This window comes from Dongia sp., assembly GCF_041910485.1.
GTDB lineage: Bacteria > Pseudomonadota > Alphaproteobacteria > Dongiales > Dongiaceae > Dongia.
Genome location: NZ_JAYRQR010000003.1, coordinates 152898 through 179680, shown reverse-complemented (window position 1 = coordinate 179680; position 26783 = coordinate 152898). Strand labels below are relative to the sequence as shown.

Annotated in this window: 24 protein-coding genes and 1 tRNA gene; 20 read left to right on the top strand and 5 right to left on the bottom strand. The window is 61.1% G+C overall.

Annotated features, from left to right (window positions below; all coding sequences use genetic code 11):
- The first annotated feature begins 4 nt into the window (after positions 1-4).
- From mrdA to ACE3PP_RS00860, 15 genes are all read left to right on the top strand, one after another.
- Entirely contained in the window at positions 5-1924 is a 1920-nt protein-coding gene (gene mrdA, locus ACE3PP_RS00930) for a penicillin-binding protein 2 (protein ID WP_374377292.1), read from the top strand.
- Position 1925: 1 nt separating this feature from the next.
- Positions 1926-3086 (top strand): rod shape-determining protein RodA, encoded by a 1161-nt coding sequence (gene rodA, locus ACE3PP_RS00925; RefSeq protein WP_374377291.1) that lies wholly within the window; start codon positions 1926-1928, stop codon positions 3084-3086.
- Positions 3087-3191: 105 nt separating this feature from the next.
- Positions 3192-3267: transfer RNA gene (locus tag ACE3PP_RS00920), tRNA-Lys, on the top strand.
- Between the two features lie 171 nt (positions 3268-3438).
- Complete coding sequence (locus ACE3PP_RS00915; RefSeq protein WP_374377290.1) at positions 3439-4251, top strand: hypothetical protein; 813 nt, start codon at positions 3439-3441, stop codon at positions 4249-4251.
- A 17-nt stretch (positions 4252-4268) separates the two neighbouring features.
- Positions 4269-5027 (top strand): response regulator transcription factor, encoded by a 759-nt coding sequence (locus tag ACE3PP_RS00910; protein ID WP_374377289.1) that lies wholly within the window; start codon positions 4269-4271, stop codon positions 5025-5027.
- A gap of 27 nt (positions 5028-5054) precedes the next feature.
- Positions 5055-6536 (top strand): sensor histidine kinase, encoded by a 1482-nt coding sequence (locus ACE3PP_RS00905; protein WP_374377288.1) that lies wholly within the window; start codon positions 5055-5057, stop codon positions 6534-6536.
- Between the two features lie 161 nt (positions 6537-6697).
- The gene (locus ACE3PP_RS00900) at positions 6698-7690 is read left to right on the top strand and encodes a BMP family protein (protein ID WP_374377287.1); all 993 of its coding nucleotides are present in this window, start codon (positions 6698-6700) and stop codon (positions 7688-7690) included.
- Positions 7691-7695: 5 nt separating this feature from the next.
- Positions 7696-9279: an ABC transporter ATP-binding protein gene (locus ACE3PP_RS00895; protein ID WP_374377286.1), complete on the top strand. Its 1584-nt coding sequence runs from the start codon at positions 7696-7698 to the stop codon at positions 9277-9279.
- Complete coding sequence (locus ACE3PP_RS00890; protein WP_374377285.1) at positions 9276-10409, top strand: ABC transporter permease; 1134 nt, start codon at positions 9276-9278, stop codon at positions 10407-10409. The genes ACE3PP_RS00895 and ACE3PP_RS00890 overlap by 4 nt, the downstream gene beginning before the upstream one ends.
- Entirely contained in the window at positions 10402-11376 is a 975-nt protein-coding gene (locus ACE3PP_RS00885; RefSeq protein WP_374377284.1) for an ABC transporter permease, read from the top strand. Before ACE3PP_RS00890 ends, ACE3PP_RS00885 begins: the two co-directional genes overlap by 8 nt.
- Before the next feature lie 3 nt (positions 11377-11379).
- Positions 11380-11772 carry a cytidine deaminase gene (cdd, locus tag ACE3PP_RS00880; RefSeq protein ID WP_374377283.1) on the top strand — a complete coding sequence of 131 codons (393 nt, stop codon included), beginning with the start codon at positions 11380-11382 and terminating at the stop codon, positions 11770-11772.
- Entirely contained in the window at positions 11769-12566 is a 798-nt protein-coding gene (locus ACE3PP_RS00875) for a purine-nucleoside phosphorylase (RefSeq protein ID WP_374377282.1), read from the top strand. The genes cdd and ACE3PP_RS00875 overlap by 4 nt, the downstream gene beginning before the upstream one ends.
- The gene (gene deoA, locus ACE3PP_RS00870; protein WP_374377281.1) at positions 12566-13882 is read left to right on the top strand and encodes a thymidine phosphorylase; all 1317 of its coding nucleotides are present in this window, start codon (positions 12566-12568) and stop codon (positions 13880-13882) included. The genes ACE3PP_RS00875 and deoA overlap by 1 nt, the downstream gene beginning before the upstream one ends.
- Positions 13879-15099: a phosphopentomutase gene (locus ACE3PP_RS00865; RefSeq protein ID WP_374377280.1), complete on the top strand. Its 1221-nt coding sequence runs from the start codon at positions 13879-13881 to the stop codon at positions 15097-15099. Before deoA ends, ACE3PP_RS00865 begins: the two co-directional genes overlap by 4 nt.
- A gap of 65 nt (positions 15100-15164) precedes the next feature.
- Positions 15165-15980, top strand: a complete 816-nt coding sequence (locus ACE3PP_RS00860) for a phytanoyl-CoA dioxygenase family protein (protein ID WP_374377279.1) — start codon at positions 15165-15167, stop codon at positions 15978-15980.
- Here the strand turns inward: ACE3PP_RS00860 and ACE3PP_RS00855 are convergent.
- Positions 15977-16750, bottom strand: coding sequence for a helix-turn-helix domain-containing protein (locus tag ACE3PP_RS00855; RefSeq protein ID WP_374377278.1), 774 nt, complete (start codon positions 16748-16750; stop codon positions 15977-15979). The genes ACE3PP_RS00860 and ACE3PP_RS00855 overlap by 4 nt on opposite strands.
- Positions 16751-16912: 162 nt before the next feature.
- On the opposite strand from ACE3PP_RS00855, the gene ACE3PP_RS00850 reads away from it, so the two are divergent.
- The 3 genes from ACE3PP_RS00850 to ACE3PP_RS00840 all read left to right on the top strand — a co-directional run bounded on the left by ACE3PP_RS00850 (position 16913) and on the right by ACE3PP_RS00840 (position 20072).
- Positions 16913-18067 (top strand): MFS transporter, encoded by a 1155-nt coding sequence (locus ACE3PP_RS00850; protein ID WP_374377277.1) that lies wholly within the window; start codon positions 16913-16915, stop codon positions 18065-18067.
- 134 nt (positions 18068-18201) lie between these two features.
- Positions 18202-18693 carry a hypothetical protein gene (locus ACE3PP_RS00845; RefSeq protein WP_374377276.1) on the top strand — a complete coding sequence of 164 codons (492 nt, stop codon included), beginning with the start codon at positions 18202-18204 and terminating at the stop codon, positions 18691-18693.
- Positions 18694-18833: 140 nt separating this feature from the next.
- Entirely contained in the window at positions 18834-20072 is a 1239-nt protein-coding gene (locus ACE3PP_RS00840) for a multidrug effflux MFS transporter (protein WP_374377275.1), read from the top strand.
- A 3-nt stretch (positions 20073-20075) separates the two neighbouring features.
- On the opposite strand, the gene thpR is transcribed toward ACE3PP_RS00840, so the two are convergent.
- The 4 genes from thpR to ACE3PP_RS00820 all read right to left on the bottom strand — a co-directional run bounded on the left by thpR (position 20076) and on the right by ACE3PP_RS00820 (position 23545).
- Complete coding sequence (thpR, locus tag ACE3PP_RS00835) at positions 20076-20639, bottom strand: RNA 2',3'-cyclic phosphodiesterase (protein ID WP_374377274.1); 564 nt, start codon at positions 20637-20639, stop codon at positions 20076-20078.
- 79 nt (positions 20640-20718) lie between these two features.
- Positions 20719-21759, bottom strand: a complete 1041-nt coding sequence (locus tag ACE3PP_RS00830) for an NADP(H)-dependent aldo-keto reductase (RefSeq protein ID WP_374377273.1) — start codon at positions 21757-21759, stop codon at positions 20719-20721.
- A gap of 20 nt (positions 21760-21779) precedes the next feature.
- The gene (locus tag ACE3PP_RS00825) at positions 21780-22913 is read right to left on the bottom strand and encodes an FIST C-terminal domain-containing protein (RefSeq protein WP_374377272.1); all 1134 of its coding nucleotides are present in this window, start codon (positions 22911-22913) and stop codon (positions 21780-21782) included.
- On the bottom strand, positions 22910-23545 hold the full coding sequence (locus ACE3PP_RS00820) for an arylesterase (RefSeq protein ID WP_374377271.1): 636 nt from the start codon (positions 23543-23545) through the stop codon (positions 22910-22912). Before ACE3PP_RS00820 ends, ACE3PP_RS00825 begins: the two co-directional genes overlap by 4 nt.
- A gap of 19 nt (positions 23546-23564) precedes the next feature.
- Between ACE3PP_RS00820 and ACE3PP_RS00815 the strand changes: the two genes are divergently transcribed.
- Positions 23565-24242 carry an ABC transporter ATP-binding protein gene (locus ACE3PP_RS00815; protein WP_374377270.1) on the top strand — a complete coding sequence of 226 codons (678 nt, stop codon included), beginning with the start codon at positions 23565-23567 and terminating at the stop codon, positions 24240-24242.
- Positions 24239-26782: an ABC transporter permease gene (locus ACE3PP_RS00810; protein WP_374377269.1), complete on the top strand. Its 2544-nt coding sequence runs from the start codon at positions 24239-24241 to the stop codon at positions 26780-26782. The genes ACE3PP_RS00815 and ACE3PP_RS00810 overlap by 4 nt, the downstream gene beginning before the upstream one ends.
- Position 26783 lies beyond the last annotated feature (1 nt).

Here is a 26783-nt window from a genome sequence, read left to right as displayed (position 1 = left end):
CATCATGGCAGGGAACAAGCAGCAGGTTCAGAATCAGGCAAAGGTCTTCTCGCGGCGCGCCATGATCATTGGCGGCATGCAGGCGGGCTTGGTCGGATCGCTGATCGCGCGCCTCTACTATCTGCAGGTCATAGAGTCTGAGAAATACCGCCTGCTAGCTGACGAAAACCGGATCAACCTGCGATTACTGCCGCCCTCCCGCGGGCTGATTCTGGATCGGTTCGGTGTTCCGATCGCGGCGAATTTTCCGAACTACCGCGCCATCCTGGTTGCCGAGCAGACGAAGGATCTGGAGCAGACGCTGGGGGATTTTGCTCGTCTGGTGCCGCTTACCGAACGTGAGCGCGCCAAGGTCATGCGCGAGTTGAAGCGCAATCGCGCTTTCACGCCGATCCCGGTCAAGGAAGACCTGTCCTGGGAGCAGATGAGCCAAGTTGAACTCAATCTGCCGGATCTCCCAGGCATCTCCATTGAAGAGGACCAGAAGCGCTATTATCCCTTTGCTGGCCTCACGGCACATATTCTCGGCTATGTGCAGACCGCTTCTGAATCCGAGGTCGCTGCCGACCCGGATCCGCTTCTGACGCTGCCGGGCTTCCGCATCGGCCGCAACGGGCTGGAGAAGACCTATGACAAGTCTTTGCGCGGTTCGGCCGGCAAGAGCGAGATCGAGGTCAATTCAGTCGGCCGCATCATCCGACAGCTGTCGCGCGTCGAAGGAAAGCCCGGCGCTGATCTTGTGACAACGATCGATATCGGCCTGCAGGAATTTGCGCAGCAGCGTATTGCCGCAGAGCAATCCTGCTCGACCGTGGTCATGGATATCTTCACGGGCGAGATTCTCGCCATGGCCTCTACGCCGACTTTCGATCCGGCATCCTTCTACCGCGGCATTTCCGGGGACGAATGGCGGACTTTGAATGCCGACATGTTCCGGCCGCTGACCAACAAGACGGTGTCTGATGGTTATGCGCCGGGCTCGACCTTCAAGATCATCACCACCATGGCGGCCCAGGCCGCTGGCATTAGCCCCAATTTCAGCGTCTTCTGTCCCGGCTTCTATACGTTCGGGCCCATGCGGTTGCATTGCTGGAAGAAAGAGGGGCATGGGCATGTGGCCATGGCCGATGCCCTCAAACATTCCTGCGACGTCTATTATTACGACGTGGCCAAGCGCGTCGGGATCGATGCGATCGCCGAGATGGCCCGAAAGTTCGGCCTGGGTCGACCGACCGGTGTCGATCTTCCTGGCGAGAACCCGGGAGTCATTCCCGATCAGCAATGGAAGATCAGCACGCTCGGTGAGAAATGGTACCCGGGTGAAACGCTGGTGGCGGGGATCGGCCAGGGCTTCATCCAGGCGACGCCTCTGCAACTCTGCCTGATGACGGCCCGCGTCGCCAATGGCGGCTATGCCGTTCAGCCGCGACTCTTCAAGCGATTCGGGTCGGTTGGGGGCGCCGGACCTGCACCGTCACCGACCATTGTAAATGCGTCCCTTGAAGCCGAGGCGGCGCCCAAGATGGATGTGAAGCCGGAGCATCTTGCCATGATTCGCCGTGGCATGGATCTCGTCACCAACGACCAGCGTGGCACGGCCTACCGGCGACGTATCGATATTCCGGGTATGGAAATGGCTGGCAAGACCGGGACCAGCCAGGTGCGTCGCATCACCATGTCTGAACGCGCAACCGGCGTTCGCAAGAACGAAGACCTCCCCTGGCCGCAGCGCGACCATGCGCTCTTCGTCGCATTCGCCCCTGTTCATCAGCCACGCTATGCCATTTCCGTCGTCATTGAGCATGGCGGCGGCGGTTCGACTTACGCTGCTCCGATTGCGCGCGACATTCTGATTGAGTGCCAGCGGCGCGATCCGGCGCGGCGCAATCCGAATGACGAAGGTGGCCGTCGGGAGATGCCCTGACATGTTCGCCATGACACCGATGGGCAACAAGCAGAAGAAGATCTCGCTCGGCGAGAAGCTTCTGCAGTTGAATTGGAGCTTGGTGCTTCTGGTGACTGCGGTCGCCTCGATCGGTTTTGCGATGCTCTATTCGGCTGCTCATGGCAGTGCCGAGCCTTGGATGGATGCGCAGATCAAGCGCTTTGCGCTGGGCCTAGCTGGCATGCTGATCCTTGGCCTCATCGATCTGCGCTATTACATGCGCTTTGCCTATTTGTTCTATGGCGTGGCCTTTGTGCTTCTTGTCTATGTCGAATTCCTCGGCGAGATCGGCATGGGTGCACAGCGTTGGATCAACCTAGGCTTCATGCAGTTGCAGCCATCGGAAATGATGAAGGTCGCGATGGTCCTCAGCCTCGCACGCTATTTTCACGGTGTGGATTGGGAGGCGGTCGGCAAGCCTTGGGTTCTCATCCCGCCCACATTGCTGGCAGTGGCGCCGGCGGGCCTCGTCATGAAGCAGCCCGACCTTGGTACAGCGGCAACGCTGATGATCGTCGGCGGTGCGATGTTCTTTGCCGCTGGCGTGCGCTGGTGGAAATTCGCCATCATCATCGCAATGGGTGTCGTCGGCGCTTACTTCGCTTGGAATTCGGGTCTTCTGCACGACTATCAGAAAGCCCGTATTCTGACCTTCCTCGACCCGGAATCGGACGTTCGTGGCGCGGGCTATCATATTATTCAATCCAAGATCGCCCTCGGTTCCGGTGGGGTATGGGGGAAGGGTTTCCTGCAAGGCACCCAGAGCCATCTCGACTTCCTGCCAGAGCGGCAGACCGACTTCATCTTCACCATGTTTGCCGAAGAATGGGGGTTGGTCGGGGGTGTTGTCCTGCTCTCGCTTTATTCCATGCTGGTCTTGTACGGCGTCGTCATCGCCCTGCGGTGTCGCAGCCAGTTCGGGAAGATGATGGCCTTTGGCCTCAGCTTTAACCTGTTCACCTATTTTTTCATCAACACCGCCATGGTGATGGGGCTCATTCCGGTCGTCGGCGTGCCACTGCCCCTGATCTCGTATGGTGGTACGGCGATGATGACGGTCCTGGCCGGATTCGGGTTGATGATGTCCGCCTACGTCCACCGGGATGCAAAGATCGGCCGATCCGGCCGCGAAGAAAGCTGAGTTCACTGGGCGGCAGATAAGCCCCGGTGAGAATTGCTAAATTTAGCTATCGACAGGCCATCAGGCGTTTGCTATACCCCGCGCCGACCGACGTTAACGGTTCGCGGGCGCATAGCTCAGTTGGTAGAGCAGCTGACTCTTAATCAGCGGGTCCAAGGTTCGAGTCCTTGTGCGCCCACCATTCCTCTCCGCGAAATTCGACAGGACTGCCGGCCGGAACATCCCGGCTGGTGTTGGTCTTTTTTTGTGCAGGCGCTGGAACTCCAACTTCTCCGCAATGTTTCGTCTGGTGTGATTTCTGTGACATTTCCTCTAGGGCATTGTCGGGAAGCGCGGGCGATTGATACCAACAATGCCGGTTCTGCCACATTCTGGTGTTGCCGCACGGTTCGAGCCTGATCACTATCTTGTAGTGATCGGCTTGGCTGGGTATCAGCAGGCCGCTTTGTGCCGAAAAGACAGTTCCGGCAACGCCAAGAGTGATGACATGAAACGACGCCTTCTTTCCCATCTAGCTAACGGAGTTGTCGCGGTAATGCTGCTTTCGGCCTGCGCTGGCACCGACAAGGATGTGAAGAAGCCAGTGGTTGTGGCGGCAAAGCCGGCCGCGAAGGCGCCGCTGCCGGAGGAACCGATTCTGCCCAAGCTCAAGCCAAAGACCCAGAAGAGGAAGCCGGCGTCGCCGAAGCTCACTGATGACGATGCGGCGGGAGCGCCCGCGGATCAGGCCCCCGCAGCCGATACGCACCAGCAACTGATCTCCGATCAGGGAGCAGCGAGTCTGCCGCCGTCCGAGGAGAATCCGACAACAGAACCGCTTGAGAGCGACGGTGCTTCCGCGCAATCGGCCGCATTGCCGCCACCCTCGGTCGTGCCGGCCGAACCCGAACCTGTTCCGGCCTGGGGAAATCCAGACGAACTCAAGAGCAAGGCCGAATCGGAGGTTTCCAAGCTGCTCGGCCGTCCAATCTCTGTTCGCCGGGAGGGTACCGGTACGATCTGGACTTACAGAGCCGGAACTTGCTCGCTCGACGTCTATTTCTTCCTAGATGTGGCCGACAATCAACGACGTGCGTTGAGCTATGAATTCTCGCCCGAAGGCGCGGATGATGCGGCGGTTTCTTCCTGTTACAAGGTCCTGAAGGAGGCCAGTCATGCGCCATGATGGAATGGGCTGCCAACATGGCTGAACCGACGCGCATAGTCGTCGTTGACGACGACGATCTCTTTCGCCCCATGCTTGTCGGAAATCTTTCGGAAGCGGGATTTGCTGTTCGGGAGTTCTCTGCCCCGGACGTGGCGCTTGAAGCATTGAGTGCCGATGCCGTGGCGCCGGAAAGCACCATCGATCTGCTGATCCTCGATTGGAAGATGCCTGGCCTCACCGGCCTCGAATTGCTGCAGAAGTTGCGCCAGTCCGGCTTGATGACCCCAGCGATCTTTCTGACATCGCTCGACGACGTGATCTATGAAGAAGCCGCGCTCAAGGCGGGCGCTATCGACTTTGTAGGCAAGACACGTAGCTTCGCCATCCTGCAGCGCCGTATCGAACTCGCACTCAGCCGCAGTGAGGCTGCCGAAGCGACTGCGTCGCCGGGAGAGCCGGGCGATGGCCTGTTGCAGGTGGGACCGTTGATGCTTGACGCCGGTTCGCATGCCGTCACTTGGCGAGAGCGTGCGGTCAGCTTGACCTTGGGCGAGTTCAAGTCGGTTGCGCTCATGGTGCGTGCGGGGCGTGATGTCAGCTACCGTGAGATCTACGACGCTTTGCGCGGCGAGAACTTCGCGGCTGGACAAGGGCCAGATGGCTATCGCGCCAATGTGCGCGCTCTCATCAAACGCGTCCGGCAGAAATTCATCGCCGTCGATCCGAGTTTCGACGCAATCGAGAATTTCCCTGGCTTCGGCTATCGCTGGCGCGCCGCCAGCAAAGATAGCTGACGCTTAGAGCGGCTCACGGGGGAGGGGATGCTGCGCGCATTGTTCGGATCGGTCTTGATAAAGATGGTGCTGCTGGGGTTCGTCTTCCTGAGCGTGCCAATGATCCTCTATGCGCGCTTTGCGACTGTGGATGAGGAAAGGCAATTGCTGCTCCTCGGCAATCTGCAGAACCAAGGCTATCTGTTGGCGCAGGGGCTCGAACTCGCGTTGCGTGCCGAGGGGGCTAGAGCACCAGTTGCGGCGGCTGATTGGGTTGCGCGCCTTGGTACCAGCAGTTTGCGCATCAAGCTGCTGCTGCGGCCCGCTGGCGAAAATAAAAGTTTCTATTACGTAGCTTCCTTTCCTGCGGTCGATGCGGCCTATCTAGACGCCGAGCGAGCCGCTCTCGTTGCCACCGGTATCCTCGGCAAGGTCGAAGAAAGCTGTGCCGGCAACAGCAGCTTGAGCCAGAGCTTCACCGGGCCCACTGGCACCGCCGAAATTTTGACCTCCATTTCGCCCTTCCACACGGAAGTCGGTTGCTGGGCGGTCATTACCGCCTATGCCGAGAGCGATCCCGCCGGAACGACCCTGGCGCGCCCCTTCGCTTCGGCACCGGAGGTGCGCTGGGCCGGTATCTTCTATGCGATGATGGCCTTGCTGATTCTTGCGGTTGCAGTTTCGGTTGCGATGGGACTTCGGCGCTTTGCGCGGCTGGCGCGTCTTATTCGCCATACTCCCGGTCGTCGTCAGATCAGCTTTGCCAACGCAACCCCGGTCCCGGAACTGAAGCCGGTCGCGGTCGAATTCGACAGTCTGGTTACAACGCTGGAAACCTCGGCGCGCTCCATCCGCGAGGCCGCCGAGGAAAATGCGCATGCGCTGAAGGCGCCGATCGCGGCGATGGCCCAAGCGGTCGAGCCGATCCGGCGCATCGCCAACAACACCAATGATGACCGTGCCAAGCGGGCAGTCGAAACCATTGAGCGGGCGCTGGAGCGGATGGAGGATCTGGTGGCATCGGCACGGCGGATCGACGAAGCCATCGCCGAAATGATCGATGCTCCCGCGGCACCGATCCGGCTTTCTTCCTTGGTCGAGAATGTGGCGCGCGCCTTCGCCGAAGCACATGGGAGCAACGTCAAGATCGTTGCCAGCGTCGAGGCCGGTATCAAAGTGGCGGCCAGCGAGGAGGCCTTGGAAACGGCCATCGAGAACTTGGTCGACAATGCGGTGAGTTTCGCCCCACAAGGATCGACCGTTCGCCTGGAACTCAAGCAGGGGGGTGGTCGGGCGCGGCTGGCGGTGATTGACCAGGGGCCTGGCGTCCCAATCGACCTGCTGCCGGCCATCTTCGAAAGGCACATGTCGCACCGGCCCAACGGCAACGGTGCGGCCGGAGGCCCGCATTTTGGGCTTGGACTTGCCATCGTGCGCCGGAATATCGAACTCATGGGGGGCCGGGTCGCTGCCCGGAACCGCCCGGAAGGCGGGTTCGAGGTGACGATCAGCCTGCCTTTAGCCAGCTAGATGCGGTGCCGCCTTTCCCCAGTCTGGCCATCAACATATCGAGGTTGATTCCTGTCCGAAGGGTCAGCATTATTCCATCAATCGCGGTGCTGTGTTGGTCTACTAGGACATGCCGCGCAAGAATTTTGGGACGGCTGAAAGTCACTTTCGGGAGACAGGAAATGAGCAAGCAGATGCTTCGCCTTGCGACGGCAACCGCCATCATGTTTGCCGCCGGCACGGCCTTCGCGGAACCCGCTGTTGTCTATGACGCGGGTGGCAAGTTCGACAAATCATTCAATGAAGCGGCTTTCAACGGCATCGAAAAATACAAGGCCGACACGGGCGATTCGTATCTCGAGTTCGAAGTGCAGACCGATGCGCAGCGCGAACAGGCCTTCCGCCGCATGGCGCAGAAGGGCGCCGATCCGATCATCGGCATCGGCTTCAGTCAGGCCGACGCCTTGACCAAGGTCGCCAAGGAATTCCCGGACAAGCATTTCGCGATCATCGACATGGTTGTGGATCTGCCGAACGTGCAGTCCATCGTCTTCAGCGAGCATGAAGGTTCCTTCCTGGTCGGCATGTTGGCCGCTATGGCCAGCAAGTCCGGCAAAGTCGGTTTCGTCGGCGGCATGGATATTCCGCTCATCCGCCGTTTCGAATGCGGCTACGAGCAGGGTGCCAAGTTCGCCAACAAGGATGCGGCTGTGACGGCCAACATGACCGGGACGACGCCGGCTGCGTGGAACGATCCCACCAAGGGTACGGAACTAGCCAAGGGCCAGTTCGATCAAGGCGTCGACGTGATTTTCGCTGCAGCTGGTGGCACAGGAACCGGCGTCTATCAAGCAGCCAAGGATGCGGGCAAGCTCGCCATAGGCGTCGACAGCAATCAGAACCATCTGCATCCCGGTACCATGTTGACCTCAATGGTCAAGCGCGTCGATGTTGCCGTCTACAATTCGGCGAAGGCCGCGAAGGATGGCAGCTGGAAGCCGGGCGTCACGGTGATGGACCTCGCTCATGAGGGTGTGGGGTGGGCTCTTGACGACAACAACAAGTCGCTGATCACCGATGACATGAAGGCCAAGGTCGAGGCCGCCAAGGCTGACATTATCGCCGGCAAGATCAAGGTGCACGATTACATGGCGGACAATACCTGCGCCTACTGACGGATATGCGGATCGCCCAATCCGGGCCAGACGAGAAGGCGGCGGCAGGTCATCTGCCGCCGCCCGCGCTTGAGCTTTCTGGCATTTCCAAGCGCTTCGGTACCGTTCAGGCCAATCAGGACGTCTCTCTGCGTGTCGCCAAGGGGACCATTCACGGCATTGTTGGAGAGAACGGTGCCGGCAAATCGACCTTGATGTCGATTGTCTATGGCTTCTACACGGCGGATGCCGGCCGGATCCTTGTCGCTGGCCAGGAAGTCAGGATAGGAACGTCGGCAAAGGCCATCGAGGCTGGCATTGGCATGGTGCATCAGCATTTCATGCTGGTTGAATCTTTCACTGTTCTTGAAAACGTCATGCTCGGCGCGGAGGGTGGGGCGCTCCTCCGCGCTGGAGCGGTCAAGGTGCGCGCAGAACTCAGTCGGCTCGGCCGGGAATTCGGGCTGATCGTCGATCCCGATGCGCGTATCAGCGATCTGTCGGTCGGCGACCAGCAGCGCGTCGAGATTCTGAAGGCGCTCCTCCGCCATTGTTCCATCCTCATTCTCGATGAGCCGACCGGGGTCCTCACGCCGCAGGAAACCGATCAGCTCTTCCGTATCCTGCACGCGCTCAAGGCGCGCGGTGTAACCATCCTTCTGATTACCCACAAGCTGAAGGAAGTGCTGGCCGTCACGGACAATGTGACGGTGATGCGCGGTGGGCAGGTCGTCGCCGATCGCGTGACCAGCGGCACGACGGCAGATGAATTAGCGGAGTTGATGGTCGGCCGGAAGGTTCGCTTGACCCTGGAAAAGGGCAAGACGTCGCCGCGGGCCCCAGAACTTGCGGTCGAAAATCTGTCCCTGGTTGATGAGCGCGGCATCGCGCGCCTTGCCGATATCAATCTCTCGGTGCGCGGTGGCGAGATTGTCGGCATAGCTGGCGTTTCTGGCAACGGCCAGAGTGAATTGCTGGAAGTCCTTTCCGGGATGCGGGCGCCGACCGGCGGTGCCATCCAGATCGGCGAGACGCGGATAACATCGACGCAAAAGGTCGATCCGGCGATCATGCGGCGCATCGGTTTGGCACATGTCCCCGAGGACCGTCATCGACTGGGCCTTGTGTCTGGGTTTCCGGCCGCCGAATCCGCTATTCTGGGCTATCAGCGTGATGCGAACCTTGGCGGTCGCTTCCTGTTCGATCGGCACGCGATTTTCGAGCGTTGCGCCAGACTGATGCAGAATTTCGATGTGCGACCGCCGCAGCCGCTGCTCGGCTCTTCGAAGTTCAGCGGCGGCAATCAACAAAAGCTGATCCTGGCGCGTGAGATGAATTGCCGGCCACGCGTGCTGCTCGTCGGCCAGCCGACCCGTGGCGTCGATATCGGCGCGATTGAATTCATCCATCGCGAGATCATCGCGCTGCGCGACGCCGGTGTCGCCATCCTCCTCGTTTCCGTCGAACTGGACGAGATCATGGCGCTGGCCGACCGGATTCTTGTCATGAACCAAGGCCGTCTTGTCGGTGATTTGGCAGGTGGCAGCTGCGACGAACGTGAGATCGGCCTGTTGATGACCGGTGAGAGCCAAGTGCAGGCCGCACCATGAGCAGTCGGCCGAGCCAGTTGCCCCATTGGATCGAAATCGGCGTCTTGCCGATTCTCAATATCCTCATGGCGCTGGCCGTGGCGGGGTTAATTCTCTGGGTGATCGGCGCCAATCCTTTCTCGGCGGTTGCCATCTTGATCGACGGAGCCTTCGGCAGCGGATATGGCTGGGGTTACACCCTTTACTACGCGACCAGCTTCATCTTTACGGGGCTTGCCGTCGCGGTGGCATTCCATGCCGGACTGTTCAATATCGGCGGCGAAGGCCAAGCCGTTATCGGCGGTCTTGGCGCTGGGCTGGTTGCCTTGGCCTTTGATCATCACCTCCCGTCCGTCGTTCTGCTGCCACTGGCGATTGCCGCGTCGGCCGTTTTTGGCGCCGCCTGGGCGATGGTGCCTGGCTATTTGCAGGCCTATCGCGGTAGCCACATCGTCATCACCACGATCATGTTCAATTTTCTTGCCGCGGCGTTGATGGTCTATCTCCTGGTCGATGTCTTTCGTGATCCGGGCCAGATGTCGACCCAAAGCCGAACGTTCGAAGAGAGTGCAACGCTCCCCGAGATTGCCCGCCTGTTCGGCTGGTTCGGTATCACCATTCCGTCGACCCCGCTCAACCTATCTTTCATTTGGGCGCTGATCTGCTGCGTGCTGGTGGAGATGTTCATCTGGCGATCGCGCCTGGGATACGAACTGAGAGCCACAGGCCTTTCACCGCGTGCGGCGATCTATGCCGGCATCAAGCCGGCCAGGATTGTCCTGATCGCGATGGCCGTGTCCGGTGCCCTGGCCGGCTTTGTTGGTGTCAACGAGATATTGGGCGTCCAGCATCGGTTGCTGCTGGAATTCGTTGCCGGTGCCGGCTTCACCGGTATCGCGGTGGCCTTGATGGGACGCAATCATCCCTTTGGCATCGTTCTCGCCAGCATTTTGTTTGGCGCGCTATACCAGGGCGGCGCGGAGTTGGCGTTTGAGATCCCGACCATCACGCGCGAAATGATCATTACGATTCAGGGATTGATCATTCTGTTCTCGGGCGCCCTTGCCTATATGAACCGGCCCTGGGTTGAACGGCTTTACCTCTACCTTGCGTCCAATCGGCCGGGAGGGGAGGCGCCAACGCATGGATGATCTCTTCCTCATCGCCCTGTCTACGCTTGCCGCGACGATCCGAATGGCGACACCCTTGATCTATTGCGCGATGGCCGGAATCTTTTCCGAGCGATCGGGTATCATCGACATTGGCCTCGAAGGAAAAATGCTGGCTGCAGCTTTTGCCGCAGCGGTGATTGCTGCGGAAACGGGGTCGCCATACCTGGCGCTTTTCTCTGCCATCATCGTTGCGGTGCTGCTCTCTCTTGTGCATGGCTATGCCTGTATCACCAGCCGAGGTGATCAGGTCGTTTCCGGCGTGGCGATCAATATTGCAGCTGCCGGGTTGACTGTGGTGCTGGGGCACGCATGGTTCGGCCGAGGCGGCAACACGCCGGACCTCGCACCCGACCAACGTTTCATGCCGATCATTCTGCCTGGTGTCGACACCGTCGATTCCCTGCCCATTCTGGGTTCGATCTACCGGCATATAGTCAGCGGGCATTCGCTGCTGACTTATTTGTCGTTGGTTCTGGTCCCTGTCGCTTGGTTTGTGCTCTACCGCACCAGATTTGGCTTGCGCCTGCGCGCGACCGGTGAAGCGCCGGCCGTCGTCGATACGGCGGGAATCCCTGTTATGCGCATGCGTTATGCCGCCGTCATGATAGCCGGCGCGCTTTGCGGCGTGGCCGGAGCTTTTCTCTCAATCTCGCAGAACGCGACCTTCCAGAAAGAGATGACGGCCGGGCGGGGATTTATCGCACTGGCGGCGATGATCTTCGGCAAGTGGCGACCGTTCCCGGCTTTCTTCGCTTGCCTGCTGTTCGGGTTCTTGGATGCGATCGCCATCAGGCTGCAAGGCGTAGCCCTTCCAGGCATCGGCCAGGTGCCGGTTCCTCTTATTCAGGCATTGCCCTATATGTTCACCGTCATTCTGCTGGCCGGCTTCATCGGCCGCGCGGTGGCGCCAAAGGCGCTGGGCACTGCCTATATCAAGGAGCGATGAACGATGGATTCCAGATTGTTAGAAGCGGCGCGCCGCGCTTTGGCGCATGCTCATGCCCCCTATTCGAAATATCGTGTCGGCGCGGCTGTTCTCGCCAATGATGGTGCCATTTATGCTGGGTGCAATGTTGAAAACGCCTCGTTTCCAGAGGGCTGGTGTGCCGAGACATCAGCCATCGGCAGCATGGTGACAGCGGGAGGACAGCGCATCAAGGAAATCGCCGTCATTGGCGAAGGAGAGGGGCTCACGACGCCGTGCGGTGGATGCCGCCAGCGTATTGCCGAGTTCGCTAATGCCGATACACCTGTCTACATCTGCGGGCCAGAAGGTGTGCGCAAGACCTTCACGCTCGAAGATTTGCTGCCGGCCTCTTTCGGTAAGGACCATCTGTCATGAGCGCCGCAGCCGTCAAAGTCGTAAAGCGGAAAGCGAAGGGATTTCGCGCCGAGGTCGGCATGATCCTCGGCTCCGGCATGGGCGGATTTGCAGATCAGATCCATGATGCCGTTGCTATCCCTTATAAGGACTTGCCGGGCTTTGAAGTATCCGGTGTTGCCGGACACGCGGGCCGGTTGGTCCTGGGGTATGTCGGCGAAACGCCAGTCGCTGTTTTGCAGGGTCGCATCCACTATTATGAGCACGGCAATCCCACGGGTATGCGGGTGCCGATCGAGACATTGCGCTTGCTGGGTTGCGAGCGTTTGATCGTGACCAATGCGGCAGGAAGTCTGAAGCCGGCAGTAAAGCCCGGTGGGCTCATGCTGATCAGGGACCACGTCAACTTCATTCAGCAATCGCCGCTTCTTGGCCTTTCCGGGAATGGTCGCTTCGTGGACATGGTCGATGCCTACGATCCGGAGATGCGCGCACATTTGCGCAAGGTTGCCGCCAAGATGAAGATCAAGCTTGAGGAAGGCGTTTACGCTTGGTTGGCCGGACCGCAGTTCGAGACACCGGCCGAAATCGGGATGTTGCGTAAGATGGGCATCGACGCTGTCGGCATGTCGACCGTGCCGGACGTCATCCTGGCACGTTATTTCGGCATGAAGGCCCTGGCCGTGAGCGCCATCACCAATATGGGTGCCGGCATGAGCCATGAAAGCCTCAGTCATGAACATACGATGGCGCAAATGGAAACTGCTTCGCGCAAACTGACCCAGCTTCTGCTCGCCTATCTGGTTCAACTCTGATGCTGCTTCCGCAGGAAATCATTCGGAAGAAGCGCGATGCGCAGCGGCTCACGCCGGGCGAAATCGAATTCTTCGTATCCGGATTGAGCTCGGGCGCCGTCAGCGAGGGGCAGGTGGCGGCCTTTGCGATGGCTGTCTTCTTCCGCGGCATGGATATGACAGAACGGGTGGCACTGACGCGGGCGATGATGCAATCGGGCGTGGTCCTGGACTGGTCACCACTGAAGCTGGACGGGCCGATCCTCGACAAGCACTCGACAGGTGGTGTCGGGGACAAGGTCTCTCTCATCCTTGGGCCAATCGTTGCCGCCTGTGGCGGATATGTGCCAATGATCTCGGGTCGAGGGCTCGGCCATACCGGCGGGACGCTCGACAAGTTCGATTCCATTCCCGGCTATCGGACGGCGCCTGATCTTGAGACCTTCCGTAAGGTCGTCAAGAACGCCGGTTGCGCCATCATCGGTCAGACGGCGGATCTGGCGCCGGCGGACCGCCGCTTCTATGCCATTCGCGACGTCACGGCGACGGTCGAATCCGTGCCGCTGATAACGGCATCCATTCTATCGAAGAAGTTGGCGGCTGGCCTCAACGGTTTGGTCATGGACGTGAAGACCGGATCGGGTGCGTTTGCGGCGGAACTCAAGATGGCGCGCGAACTGGCGGACTCCATCGTTCGCGTTGCCAACGGTGCCGGCGTCAAGACCAGCGCGCTCATCACGGATATGAACCAGGTGCTCGGCCATACCGCCGGCAACGCTCTTGAGATGCGGGAGGCAATCGCTTGCCTGCGCGGCGACACGTGCGACGCTAGGCTGCTGGACGTGACCCTGGCTCTTTCCGCCGAACTGCTGATCATCGGCAACCGTGCCGAGGATGTGAAGCAGGCGCGGCGGATGGCGGAGCGCGCCTTGGAATCGGGCCGCGCGGCGGAACATTTCCAGCGCATGGTCGTTGGGCTTGGTGGTCCCGCTGATATTGTTGAACGGGCTGACAAATACTTGCCCCAGGCACCTGTTGTCCGGCCGTGTTATCCTGAAGAGGCAGGTACCATTCACATCATGGATGTGCGCGCCGTGGGGATGGCCGTGGTTGCCTTGGGCGGCGGGCGTACCCGACCCGAGGACGACATCGACCACAGGGTCGGGCTGACCGACATCGCGGGGCTCGGCGATCAGGTTGGCCCGGATCGGCCCCTCGCCATTGTTCACGCGGCCGATGAGGCGTCGGCCTCTGTCGCCATGGAAAGAGTGCGTCGTGCCGTTCGCTTCACGGGTGAGAGTCGAATGGGGCCTGTGGTCATCGAGGAGTTGCGATGAACAAGCGCGCCTTCATACTGGTTCTGGATTCCTTCGGTATCGGTGCGGCACCTGATGCGGCCCGCTTTGGGGATCAGGCTGCCAACACGCTTGGGCATATCGCGCAGGCTTGTGCGTCGGGGAATGCAGACCGGTCGGGCCTGCGCCAGGGCGCCTTGAAGACGCCCAATCTCGAGGCTTTGGGTCTTGGGCTCGCTGCCGAGCTTGCCGGCAAATCGCTGCCGGCCGGCTTTAGCCTGCGAACGGCCGAAGGTGCGTTCGGGGCTGCGGCGGAACTCTCCGCCGGCAAGGACACACCGAGCGGACATTGGGAAATGGCCGGATGCCCGGTGCCGGTCGATTGGGGATATTTCCCGCGCACCGAGCCGTGTTTTCCAGCGGATATTATCGCGGCCTTGATCGACCAGGGCGGAATACCGGGGGTCCTCGGCAATTGCCATGCCTCGGGTACGGAAGTTCTGGATCGCTTGGGCGAAGAGCATATCCGGACGGGGAAGCCGATCTGCTACACATCGGCCGATTCCGTCTTCCAGATTGCCGCCCATGAAGTTCATTTCGGCGGTGACCGCTTGCTTGATCTTTGTCGCTTGGCAAAACGCCTTTTGGAACCGATGCGGATCGCGCGGGTCATCGCCCGTCCTTTTGTCGGTGAGGCGAGGGGAGCGTTCAAGCGTACAGCCAATCGCCGGGACCTCACCACCCCACCACCTGAGCCGACGCTGCTCGACTACCTCAAGTCGGCGAACCGCGACGTGATTTCAGTCGGCAAGATCGCGGATATCTTTGGCGAGCGCGGCGTAACCCGCAAACTGAAAGGTGAGAGCAACGACGTCCTCCTGGACAGGACGCTCGATATGCTGGCCGAAGCACCGCCGGGCAGTCTCACCTTCGTCAATCTGGTCGATTTCGATACGCTGTTCGGCCATCGCCGCGATGTTGCGGGCTACGCCGCGGCGCTTGAGGCTTTCGATCGACGTCTGCCGGCGTTGCGTGCCGCGATGCGCCCCGGCGATCTGGCGCTGATCAGTGCCGATCACGGTTGCGACCCCACGGCAGCTGGAACCGATCATACGCGCGAATTCGTGCCGGTGCTGTTTTTCGGCCCCGGCGTCACGCCAGGCTCTCTGGGCCGCCGCAAGAGTTTTGCCGACATGGGCCAGACAGTTGCCGTCCATCTCGGCATCGATCCGCTGCCGCACGGCACGTCCTGCTTTTGATGATCGCGTCCAGGAAAGATAGACTGCCGCGCTTCAGATTTGATCGCGATGGCCTGACGCCGGAAATGAGTGCGTCCTTTGCCGAACATGGTTATCTCCTGATCGAAGACTTCGTTTCCGAGGATTGGTGCGATCGGCTGGCGCAGCGCGCTGGTGAACTGGTTGCCGGCTTCGACGCGGATGCGCACCGGACGGTCTTTTCGACGAAGACAGTGGCGCATGCGGCGGATCGGTACTTTCTGGAATCTGGCGATGCCATTCGCTTCTTCCTGGAGGAAGAAGCGGTCGACGATGCTGGAAGGCTCAATCGGCCGAAGGAACTAGCCATCAACAAGATCGGCCATGCGATGCATGATCTTGATCCCGTCTTTTCGGCATTCTCGCGGCAGCCGCAATTGGCGGCGCTTGGGGGTGGGCTGTTGCGGCAACCGTTGCTGCTGCAATCGATGTTCATCTTCAAGCAGCCCGGCATTGGCGGCGAGGTTTCGTGGCATCAGGATTCAACCTATCTCTATACCGAGCCGATGAGTTGCATCGGCTTTTGGTTTGCGCTTGAAGACGCCGACAGCAGCAACGGCGGGATGCTCGCCATGCCGGGTGCGCACAAAGGACCGCTGCGGAAGCGCTTCCTGCGCAAGGCGGCGGGACTGACGACGGAAACGCTCGACGAGACGCCGTGGCCGGACGGCGAGGTGGTCGAACTGGCGGCGCGGAAGGGATCGCTCATCGTCCTGCACGGGTTGCTGCCGCATTACAGCTCGCCCAACCGCTCATTGCGCTCGCGGCAAGCTTATACGCTGCATTGCATCGACGGTGCCGCCCACTATCGGGACGACAATTGGCTGCGCCGGGGCAGTCATCTGCCGCTGCGCGGTTTCTAGGCGGCCTTCATGTAGCGGCTGGGTGGGAAGCCCAGCGTCTTCCTGAACATGGTGGTAAAGGCCGCCGGGCTGTCATAACCGAGGTCGAGCGCCACATTGGTAATCGCTTCGCCCTCGGCGAGGCGCGGCATGGCGGCAAAGAGGCAGGCCTGCCTCTGCCAAGCGGCAAAGCTGATGCCACATTCCCGCTTGAAATGGCGCGTGAATGTTCGCCGGCTCATGCCGAGTGAGGCTGCCCAATCGTCGATCGTCTGATGCGCCTGGGGTCTGGCAAGGAACGCCTGGCAGTGGGCACCAAGGCGCGTATCGGACGGAAAGGGCAGTGAAAGGGGCAGCGCCGGAAGGGCGCGCAGTTCGGAGAGGAGCAGGGCCATGATCTCGCCCTCGCGCCCGGTCAGTGCATAATCGAGCGGCAATTCGACGGCAGCCTGTATGAGGGCGCGCATCAATGGCGAGACGCCGAGCACCTGGCATTTTTCCGGCAGACCTTCGGCAAGCTGTGGGTCGACGAATACGCAGCGCGTTTCGACGGCGCCCATCATGCGGACCGAATGCTCGACATAGGGCGGGATCCAGACCGCTTGGTCCGGTGGCACCACCCAGGCGCCGTGCTCGGTCCGGACGGTCATGACCCCCGGGACGCCATGCAACAGCTGCCCGCGCGCGTGCTGGTGTGGGGCGATCTCAAAATCCGGCGGATAATCGTTGCCGGAGGCAATGACGGGCCGGGCCGCGTCGTCTAACTCCCAGCCCCGGACGTTTCGAACCATGGCCCAATCTCAAAATATTATGACCCACGATGGAATGCAGGCCGAATATGATCCCCTAGGATGGTGAAATCCATCGAATTTTGAGACCGCATCATGTCATCGACCGCCCAAGATATTGATTTTGCAGATATAAATCGCCGCGAAGAGAGGTCTGCACGGCGCGTGCTGCTCACCATCAGCTTCTGCCACATGCTGAACGACATGATGCAGTCGCTGATCCTGGCGATTTATCCGATGCTCAAGGCAAGCTTTGCCCTGGATTTTGGTCAGATCGGCCTCATTACGCTTACCTACCAGATTACGGCCTCTCTGCTGCAGCCGCTGGTCGGCATGTACACCGACCGCAGCCCCAAGAACTTCTCGCTCTCCGTGGGCATGAGTTTCACCCTCTGCGGGCTGCTGCTGCTGGCCTTCGCCGGCTCCTATCCAATGGTGCTGGTAGCTGCTGCGATGGTCGGCATGGGCTCCTCCATCTTCCATCCGGAATCCTCGCGCATTGCGCGGCTGGCCTCGGGCGGGCGGCATGGCTTTGCCCAGTCGCTGTTCCAGGTCGGCGGCAATGTCGGGTCTGCCGTGGGGCCGCTGGTGGCGGCCTATGCAATCGCGCCGCATGGCCAATCGAGCGTCGCCTGGTTTGCCTTGGTTGCGCTCCTTGGCGTGACGCTGCTGGCCACGGTCGGTCACTGGTACAAGGCGCATCGTGCGACCCGCGCCCGGCGCCCCGCTGCAACTGTCACCAACCCGCTTTCGCGCAAGACCGTCATCAGCGCGATCCTGGTCCTGCTGGGCCTGCTCTTTTCGAAATATTTCTACATGGCGAGCATCAGCAGCTACTACACCTTCTACCTGATCGACCATTTCGGCGTGGCGACACAGGATGCCCAGGTCTACCTGTTCGTATTTCTTGGATCGGCGGCGCTGGGGACAATCCTCGGGGGACCGATCGGGGATCGGATCGGGCCAAAAAGGGTCATTTGGGGGTCTATCCTGGGCGTCCTGCCGTTCACGCTGGTCCTGCCCCATGTCGGGCTGATGTGGACCATCATCCTTACGGTGCCGATCGGCCTCATCCTGTCCTCGGCATTCGCGGCGATCGTCGTCTATGGGCAGGAGCTGATCCCGGGAAAGGTCGGGATGGTCGCCGGCCTCTTCTTCGGCTTCGCCTTCGGCATGGGCGGTGTCGGGGCGGCGGTGTTGGGTGAACTCGCCGATTTTACCTCGATCACCTTTGTCTATCAGGTCTGCGCTTTCCTGCCGGCCCTCGGTCTGCTCGCAATCTTCCTGCCGGATCTTCGCTCGGTACGCCCATCGCGCTGATGCTCCCCGAAAAGTGATCCCTGCGTGACGACGCGCACAGCTTGTGTCGTTGCGGAGGGCGCTTGCGCCCGATAGACAGTCGGACGGGGACGAAAGACGAAGCGTCGGCGGATGTGCCGATGGGAGACGGAGACATGAACCGAATTCATTTGGCCATCGCCGCGACATGCTGCGCGGTTGCGGCCGTTGGCACGATTGTCGTCTGGCAGATGCGTCCGGCCCAGGCGCAGGAAGCTTTCGCCGGCACATGGGACGTCGTCGACGTAGTGCCGGCGCCCTGGGTTGGCGCCAATTCCAGCGATAAGCCCTATCTCAACGAAGCCATCGCCCGTGGCCGCATCACGTTCATGGCGGATTCGGTACAAGGCCCGGATTTCCTGAACTGCGACAAGGCCAAATACGAAATCGCCAAGGTTCCGCCGGAATATCTGTTCCAGGGCGGTCTCACCGACCCTGCAAAGCAGGCGCAGGAACTCGGCTTCAAGGGCGGCGAAATCCTGCAAATGAGCATGAGCTGCATCGCCGGCGATGCGGATATCGGCATGGATTTCGACATGATAGATGAGGATGTTGCCGTCTTCGCCCTCGACAACATGATCTATAAAATGCACCGGGTCAGGCCCTAGCGCGCTTCCCCCGCATACCCCCTATTCGGCCGGCGGGGCTTCTGCCTTTGCCGCCAGTCGGGCTATAGACATTCCATCATTCGCAGTGCGGGCCGCCGACCAGCTCGGCGGCCCGAATTGTTTTGCAGATGGATTTCAATATGTCGCCCGAAACCAACCAGCATGCGCATGTGGCGGAAGCCGCACGGGTACGCGTCGAGTTCATCGTACTGCTGGCGCTGACCATTTCACTGGTGGCGCTGTCGATTGATTCCATGCTGCCCGCCTTGTCGGAGATCGCATCGGATCTCGGTGTCGCGAACCCGAACGACCGGCAGATGGTCATCACCGTGCTCTTTGCGGGCTTTGGCATCGCTCAGATCCTTTACGGTCCGGTCTCCGACAGCGTCGGCCGCAAGCCGTCCATCTATGTCGGTTTCCTGATCTTCATCGCGGGCAGCATTCTTGCCATCCTGTCGCAGGATTTCGCCACCATGCTGGTCGGGCGTTTCCTGCAAGGGTTCGGTGCCGCCGGTCCCCGAACCGTGGTGGTGGCGATGGTGCGCGACCGCTATGAGGGGCGCGCCATGGCGCGCATCATGTCGCTGGTGACGTCGGTCTTCATCCTGGTTCCTGTGCTGGCGCCCAGCATCGGTCAGGGCATCCTGCTGGTTGCGCACTGGCGCGCCATCTTCTGGATGCTGCTGGTCTTGGGCATCCTCACCTCGATCTGGTTCGCCCTGCGCCAGGAGGAAACGCTGCCGCTCGAACGCCGTCGGGAGCTCTCGTTTGCGCGCGTCCTTCGTGCGATGCTGGAGACGTTCCGCACGCGCGCGGCTCTCGGCTACATGACAGCGACCGGCTTGGTCTTTGGTGCCTTCATCGGCTATCTCGCCTCGGCACAGCAGATCTTTCAGGAAATGTATGGGATGGGAAAGCTCTTCCCGCTCTGCTTCGGTACGCTTGCCATCACCTTTGGTGCGGCATCTTTGACGAACGCCAAGCTTGTCATGCGTTTCGGCATGCGCAAGCTGTCGCACCGCGCACTCATCGCCCACACATTGCTGTCGGTCGTCTTCGCTGCCTACGCCCTGGCCGTGGACGGCCAGCCGCCGTTCTTAATGTTCATGGGCTATATGATGGGCGCATTCTTTCTCATCGGCCTGCTGTTCGGGAATTTCAACGCGATGGCGATGGCGCCGCTGGGCCACATCGCCGGTGTGGGCGCCGCCGTGATTGGCGCCATGACCACCTTCATATCCGTCGGCTGCGGCGCTGTCATCGGGCACGCCTATCAGGGCACCATCCTGCCACTGGCCATTGGCTTTGCCATCCTCGGCATTCTGTCGCTGCTGGTGACGAAATGGGCCGACCGCGGCCATGTGGAGGCGGCGGAGTAAAGGTCAGCGCTGCGCCGCGTACCGCATGATGCTGGGTGAGAGATCGTAAGAACGCTCGGCGTGATAGATCGGCGTCTCGCCGCCAAGATGGCTTGAGAACAGCGTGAAATGCGTCACCTCGAAGCTCTCCGAGCGGAAGAGGTTATGCATGGCAAGATATTGCTGCAGCTTGTGCGGCGGTGGGTCCTTCGGGCGCGCCAGTGTGACATGGGGCTTGTAGTTCTGCCCGTCCGGCTCCAGCCCAGCACGCACCACGGCGGATTCGACCTTGTCCTGCAAGTGCATCAGCGCCGGTTCCTTGGCGACACCGGCCCAGACGGATTTGACACGGCCGCCGCTCGCGAAATGGCCGACCTCGGCGAGTTGCAGGCTGAAGGTGGGCGCCCGTATGCCGGCCAAGGCCGCATCGACATAATCAATCTCGCGCCCGTCGAGCTCGCCCAGGAAGCGCAAGGTTATATGGAAATTCTCCGGCGGGACCCATTTGGTCGTCGGCAATCCACCGCAAAGCAGGCGCAGCTGCCAGCGCACCTGATCGGGCAGCGAAATGGCCACGAATAGGCGCATCACTCACCTGCCGAGAAAAACCGGCCGAATCGAACCGCCCTGCATTGTACCACGATATCCCAACCCCAAACCGGCAAATTCAGGGGCACGGATAGGTGTGCTCCCGGTTGACTTGGTCAATTTCGTTAAGGATTTCCGGTGACAGCTTGATGTCGATGCTGGCGATATTGCTGGCGAGCTGCGCCATGTTTGTGGCGCCGATAATGTTGGCCGTCAGAAACGGCCGCGAATTCACGAAGGCGAGCGACATTTGGGCCGGGTCGAGGCCGTGCCGTCGCGCGATGCCGACATACTTCTCGACCGCCGCCTCGGTGATCGGTCCGCGATAGCGTTGGAACTGGTGGTAGCGATTGAGGCGCGCACTTTCCGGTGCGGCGCCGCCGATATACTTGCCGGAGAGGATCCCCATCCCCATCGGCGAATAAGCGAGCAGGCCGCAATCCTCCCGCATGGCGACTTCGGCAAGGCCCACCTCGAAGCTGCGGTTGAGCAGGGAGTAGGCATTCTGGATCGACTGCATCCGCGGGAGACCCAAGCGTTCCGCCTCAGTCAGCCAGCGCATGGCGCCCCAGGCCGATTCATTCGACAGGCCGATCATGCGGATCTTGCCTGCCTTGATCTGTTCCTGCAGCGCTTCCAATGTCTCGGCAAAGGGCGTGAAGGTTTCGTCGGCGTGATGCTGGTAGCCAAGGCGGGCGGCGCCGTTGGTCGATCGCTCCGACCAATGCAGCTGGTAGAGATCGATATAGTCGGTCTGCAGGCGCTTCAGGCTGGCATCCACGGCGGCGCGAATGTTCTTTGCGTCATAGGGCAGCTTGCCATCGCGCAGATAGGTCAGGCGCTTGTCCGGGCCGGCAATCTTGCTGGCGAGAATGATCTTGTCGCGCTTACCGCGGGATTTAAGCCAGGTGCCGATTATCGTCTCCGTGGCGCCATAGGTCTCCTGCCGCGGCGGCACGGCATACATTTCCGCCGTGTCCCAGAAATTGACGCCGTGATCGAGCGCGTAATCCATCTGCTGATGGCCTTCCGCTTCGGTATTCTGCTCGCCCCACGTCATGGTGCCGAGACAAATGACGCTGACCTTTATGTCGCTGCGTCCCAATCGACGATATTCCATCTTTCCCCCGCGAAATCCGGTCACAAGAACAAGGTAAGCACGCCAGTATAGGCGTAGATGCGATCATGGCTGATCTCGCCATTGGCGAAGAAGCCGGTCAACGGGAATTCGCCAAGATGTTTGGTGATCAGGTTCGTCTCGGCGGCGTCTTGGCCAAATAGACCAGGGCCCCGCGCAATGCAGGAGACATAGAGACCGCCGCGGATCGGCCGGTCGATCCGTTGCTTCAGCTTTTCCAACATGCGCTCCATGTCGGCGATGGCCGCATTCCGGTCACGGCGCGTGAACAGGATCCCATCACCCTCGGCAACGTCCGCCGCAATGACCAGCCAGCCCTGGTTCGGATCGATGCCGATCAGGTTGCGAACCAGATAGTCGCCGGTATCCGAACCGGCAATGGGCAGGGCGGCGAAGATGAACCCGGCGACCTTGCGCAGATCGCGGGCCAGCACCTCGCCGATTTCCTCCCGGAAGACATCGAGCGCCGGTCGATCGTCAATTTCCATGACGATATTGTCCTGGGCGCGGGTGATCCGATGCAGTGGCCCGATGGGTGAGCAGCCTTGGCTGAGGCCGGTGGCAAGCATCACGTCGCCGGCCAGGAGCACGCCGGAGAGGCCGTCTTCGCCCACCCGGCCAGCCACCTGGGGCAGGTTGCCACGCGAAGAACTGAGACCACCGATCAGAAACAGGTCGCCGTCGCGCCGCAGGCGCTGCATAAAGGCCTGCATTTGTGGATTGCGCGGGTCGCCGTGGACGATTGCCGTACTGGGTTGCCGTGCCTTGGACCAGGTTTCATGAGCGCGCAACCGGCTGCCGACACCGCCCGGTTCCGGTTCCAACAGTCGGAAACCGTCTTCGGGAAATGACCCGATCATCAGGCTGATAGCCGGCTCGTCGATATATTCCGCGGTACGACCGGTGGCGTCGCGGCCCGTGATCGCGATCCCGACCGTGCCGATCCAAGCTTCGATCCCGGTTGCCAGCCGCAACTGATCGACGATGGCCGAAAGATCGTTGGCCAGATGATCCGTCACATAGACAAAGCCAAGTGCATTCTCGGCAGTTACCGGACCGAGTTCAGAAAGGCACTGGCGGGTGATATCAGCCCAGTGCGAACCGCTGGCATGCGCGCTGGCAAAGCGGCCGTTCATGTCGCCGGCGCATCCAGGACACGGGTAAGGAAGGGGAGGATTTTTCCAACGATCACGGCGACGCCTTCCTTGGTCGGGTGCAATCCGTCCTGTTGGTTGAGTTCCGGCCGTGCGGCGACGCCATCAAGAAAGAAAGGATAGAGCGCCACCTCATGTTCCTGGGCAAGGGAAGGGTAGATCGCATCGAACTTGGACTGGTAATCGGCCCCCATGTTCCGGCCGGAGAGCATGCCGGCCAACAGTACTTTCGCCCCCGACGCCTTGATGCGCTGGATGATGCTGTCCAGATTTGCCTTAGCCTGGCCTGGGTCGAGACCGCGCAGCATGTCGTTGGCGCCGAGTTCGACGATGACCAGGTCCGGCTTGTCGCCCAGCATCCAGTCCAGGCGCGAAAGGCCGCCCGCCGTGGTGTCGCCGGAAAGTCCGCCATTGATTACAGTGACGTCGCGCCCCATCTGTTGCAGGGCTTGCTGCAGTTGGGGGACAAAACCGTCATTTTCAGGCAATCCGTAGCCCGCCGTCAGACTGTCTCCAAAGGCCAGAATTCGCACGGGGGCCGCCATCGCTTTGCCCAAATCGGTTGCGAAAAGAAGGGCGAATAGGCCGAGAGTTGCCAGCAGGCGTCTGTGCATTGGATATCCGGAACGAGGCATGATCGAATTATCGCAAGTCGCTCTTAAACTGGGAAGTGCTGCCGGTGAGGTCAATATCCTTAACGGTATCGATCTCAAGGTCACCGCTGGAGAGACTGTCGGCCTGGTCGGTCCGTCTGGTTCCGGCAAGACCAGTCTTATGTTGCTTCTGGCCGGGCTGGAAAGCGCCACGTCGGGGCAAATCCGGATCGCCGATGCCCAAATTTCAGGCATGAGCGAAGACGCTTTGGCGCTGTTCCGCCGCCGCCATGTCGGCATTGTCTTCCAGTCCTTTCATCTCATTCCGACGATGACGGCATTGGAGAATGTCGCCGTACCGTTGGAACTGGCAGGTACGGCCAATCCGTTCGACCTAGCAGAAGCTGCCCTGGCGGAGGTTGGCCTCGGCCATCGACTGTCCCACTATCCTTCCCAGCTTTCCGGTGGCGAGCAACAGCGCGTGGCATTGGCCCGGGCGATTGCGCCACGGCCGAAGCTGCTGCTGGCGGACGAACCGACCGGCAATCTCGATATCGAAACCGGCAGTCGCATCATTGAGCTTCTGTTTCGCTTGCGTGAGCAGGTGGGGGCGACCCTGCTACTCATAACGCATGATCCAGCCTTGGCCCGGCGATGCGACCGCACCTTGCGCATGGCTGACGGCCGCATCATCAGTGACGAGCGCCTGGCGGCATGAACATGCAGGATTTGGGGTTGGCATTCCGTTTCGCGCGCCGCGAACTGCGCGGTGGGCTGCGTCGCTTCGCCATCGTCATCGCGGCGCTGGCATTGGGTGTCGGCATCATTGCCGGTGTCGGGTCGCTCTCGGCCGCGATCGAAGCGGGCTTTGCCAATGACGCGCGGGCCATCCTCGGCGGTGATGCCGAATTCAGACTGGCCTATCGCGAAGCCGACGAAAAGGAACGCGCGGCGCTGAAAGCCGGTGGTACCGTCTCGCATGCGATGGAGATGCGGGCGATGGTCAAGCCGGGTTCCGGCACGGCGACGCCGACCCTGGCCGAAGTCAAAGCTGTCGACAGTCTCTATCCGCTCTACGGTGCGGTCGAGCTCTCTCCGATCATGGATCTCGGTGGGGCGCTTGCCAAGGGAAGTGACGGTCTCTATGGGGCCGTCATCGAAACGGCCCTGGCCGACAGGCTTGGACTGAAGGTCGGCGACCAATTGGTGATGGGTGAGGCGCACTATCGGGTGGCGGCGCTGCTGCAGTTCGAGCCGGACCGAGGCTTGCGCGGCTTTTCGCTCGGACCACGACTGCTGGTGTCGCCGGAGGCCTTAGCCCAGTCCGGCCTCCTGCAGCCCGGCGCCCTGGTCTATCACCTCTACCGCGTCGCCTACCGGCCGGGTCTGGATGGGGCTGCGTATCTTGACGCTTTGCGCACCGATTTGCCCAAGGCCGGGTGGCGTATCCGTGACCTCAGTGATGCCGCTTCCGGCGCAACACGGTTTCTCGATCGAACGGCCCAGTTTCTCAATGTCGTCGGCTTTGCCGCCCTGTTGATCGGCGGCATCGGTATCGCCAATGCGGTCCGCGCCTATCTGGAGAGTCGCGCCCAGTCGCTCGCTATCCTGCGCTGCCTGGGTGCAACATCACGATTGCTGTTTGGTATTTATGGCTTGCAGATCCTGGCGATGACGGCGGCGGGTCTCGCATGCGGTCTGGTCATCGGTGTCGCCCTGCCTTACGCGGCGCAATCGATCCTCAGTACCTATGGGCTGCGCATTCTGCCCGGCATCTACGCCGCGCCCTTGCTGTTTGCTGCGGCGGTGGGATTGCTGACCTCGGCCTGCTTTTCGTTGTTGCCGCTGTTGCGGGCACAGCGCGTGCGCCCGGCGCAGCTCTTTCGCGCATTGACCTTGGAACTCGGCGCCGTCAAGCGGACGGATGCGATCGTCCTGGCACTGAGTGGTGTCGTTCTCGCCGGCCTGGTCCTCCTGGGCAGCGAAGACCGCCTGCTCGGTGTCTGGTTCATTCTGGCATCCCTCATCGCCCTGGCCTTGTTCCGGCTCCTTGCCATCGGCATTCGACGGGGCGCCGCACGCTTGCGCATCCGGGCCCAGAGCAGGGCCTGGCCGCAACCCGTGCGGTTCGCCTTGGGGGCGATGGTGAGGCCGCAGGCACCGGCAGCCGGCATCATCATTTCGCTTGGGTTAGGCCTCACCATTCTGGTCGCGGTCGGTCTCATCCAACGCGGTCTCGCGCGGGATATCGCCGAAACACTGCCGGCCCAGGCGCCGAGTTTCTATTTCATCGATATCCAACCCAACCAGCTCGATGCGTTTGGCCAGGAAGTCGGCAGCTATCCGACCGCGACCGGTTTTGAACATGTGCCGATGCTGCGTGGGCGCATTTCGCAGATAAAGGGCGTCCCGTCCGAAAAGGTCGACGCGCCGGCGGATATCGCCTGGGTCCTGCGCGGCGATCGCGGAATCACCTGGTCGGCAACCCCGCCGCCGGGTGCCAAGATCGTCGCTGGTGAATGGTGGCCGGCGGACTATCAGGGCGATCCGCTCATCTCGCTGGACGCTGAGACGGCGCGGGGTCTGGGTCTTACCATCGGCGATCAGTTGACCGTCAATATCCTGGGGCGCGAAATCACCGGTAAAATCGCCAGCCTCCGGGAGATCGACTGGTCGCGCCTCGATATCAACTTCGTCATGGTGTTTTCGCCGGGGATGATTTCAGGTGCGCCGCAGACCCATATCGCCACGGTCCGGGTCGATGCGGACCGCGAAGGGGCCTTGGTCCAGCAATTGGCGTCGCACTACCCGAACGTCTCGGCGATCCGCGTGAAGGATGCCATTTCGACGGCGACGCGTATCCTCGAGGCAGTCGGCTGGGCCGTGCGCGCGGCAGCTGGCATCGCCCTTGTCGTCGGTGCCCTGGTTCTGGCGGGTGCCATGGCGACCGGTCAGCAGCGGCGCATCTACGAGGCCGTCCTGCTCAAGATGCTGGGTGGGACGCGGCGCGACGTGGCGCTAGGCTACTTGACCGAATTTGCGGTGCTGGCCGGCCTGGCGGCCTTGTTCGCCCTTATCATCGGCAGCGCCGGCGCGTTCCTCTTCCTGACGCGCGTCATGGAAAGCAGCTGGTCCTTCGACCTGCCGCTCATCCTCGCGATTGTAGCGATTAGCCTCGTCCTTGCCATCGGCATCGGCTTCGCCGGGTCCTGGCGAGCTTTGAGTGCGCGCGCGGCTCCCTATCTCAGGAACGAATGAA

Excerpts from the sequence above, each read along its gene's own strand:
- mrdA (WP_374377292.1), top strand. The coding sequence starts at position 5 with ATGGCAGGGAACAAGCAGCAGGTTCAGAATCAGGCAAAGGTCTTCTCG.
- rodA (WP_374377291.1), top strand. The coding sequence starts at position 1,926 with ATGTTCGCCATGACACCGATGGGCAACAAGCAGAAGAAGATCTCGCTC.
- ACE3PP_RS00915 (WP_374377290.1), top strand. The coding sequence starts at position 3,439 with ATGCCGGTTCTGCCACATTCTGGTGTTGCCGCACGGTTCGAGCCTGAT.
- ACE3PP_RS00910 (WP_374377289.1), top strand. The coding sequence starts at position 4,269 with ATGGCTGAACCGACGCGCATAGTCGTCGTTGACGACGACGATCTCTTT.
- ACE3PP_RS00905 (WP_374377288.1), top strand. The coding sequence starts at position 5,055 with ATGCTGCGCGCATTGTTCGGATCGGTCTTGATAAAGATGGTGCTGCTG.
- ACE3PP_RS00900 (WP_374377287.1), top strand. The coding sequence starts at position 6,698 with ATGAGCAAGCAGATGCTTCGCCTTGCGACGGCAACCGCCATCATGTTT.
- ACE3PP_RS00895 (WP_374377286.1), top strand. The coding sequence starts at position 7,696 with ATGCGGATCGCCCAATCCGGGCCAGACGAGAAGGCGGCGGCAGGTCAT.
- ACE3PP_RS00890 (WP_374377285.1), top strand. The coding sequence starts at position 9,276 with ATGAGCAGTCGGCCGAGCCAGTTGCCCCATTGGATCGAAATCGGCGTC.
- ACE3PP_RS00885 (WP_374377284.1), top strand. The coding sequence starts at position 10,402 with ATGGATGATCTCTTCCTCATCGCCCTGTCTACGCTTGCCGCGACGATC.
- cdd (WP_374377283.1), top strand. The coding sequence starts at position 11,380 with ATGGATTCCAGATTGTTAGAAGCGGCGCGCCGCGCTTTGGCGCATGCT.
- ACE3PP_RS00875 (WP_374377282.1), top strand. The coding sequence starts at position 11,769 with ATGAGCGCCGCAGCCGTCAAAGTCGTAAAGCGGAAAGCGAAGGGATTT.
- deoA (WP_374377281.1), top strand. The coding sequence starts at position 12,566 with ATGCTGCTTCCGCAGGAAATCATTCGGAAGAAGCGCGATGCGCAGCGG.
- ACE3PP_RS00865 (WP_374377280.1), top strand. The coding sequence starts at position 13,879 with ATGAACAAGCGCGCCTTCATACTGGTTCTGGATTCCTTCGGTATCGGT.
- ACE3PP_RS00860 (WP_374377279.1), top strand. The coding sequence starts at position 15,165 with ATGAGTGCGTCCTTTGCCGAACATGGTTATCTCCTGATCGAAGACTTC.
- ACE3PP_RS00855 (WP_374377278.1), bottom strand. The coding sequence starts at position 16,750 with ATGGTTCGAAACGTCCGGGGCTGGGAGTTAGACGACGCGGCCCGGCCC.
- ACE3PP_RS00845 (WP_374377276.1), top strand. The coding sequence starts at position 18,202 with ATGAACCGAATTCATTTGGCCATCGCCGCGACATGCTGCGCGGTTGCG.
- ACE3PP_RS00840 (WP_374377275.1), top strand. The coding sequence starts at position 18,834 with ATGTCGCCCGAAACCAACCAGCATGCGCATGTGGCGGAAGCCGCACGG.
- thpR (WP_374377274.1), bottom strand. The coding sequence starts at position 20,639 with ATGCGCCTATTCGTGGCCATTTCGCTGCCCGATCAGGTGCGCTGGCAG.
- ACE3PP_RS00830 (WP_374377273.1), bottom strand. The coding sequence starts at position 21,759 with ATGGAATATCGTCGATTGGGACGCAGCGACATAAAGGTCAGCGTCATT.
- ACE3PP_RS00825 (WP_374377272.1), bottom strand. The coding sequence starts at position 22,913 with ATGAACGGCCGCTTTGCCAGCGCGCATGCCAGCGGTTCGCACTGGGCT.
- ACE3PP_RS00820 (WP_374377271.1), bottom strand. The coding sequence starts at position 23,545 with ATGCACAGACGCCTGCTGGCAACTCTCGGCCTATTCGCCCTTCTTTTC.
- ACE3PP_RS00815 (WP_374377270.1), top strand. The coding sequence starts at position 23,565 with ATGATCGAATTATCGCAAGTCGCTCTTAAACTGGGAAGTGCTGCCGGT.
- ACE3PP_RS00810 (WP_374377269.1), top strand. The coding sequence starts at position 24,239 with ATGAACATGCAGGATTTGGGGTTGGCATTCCGTTTCGCGCGCCGCGAA.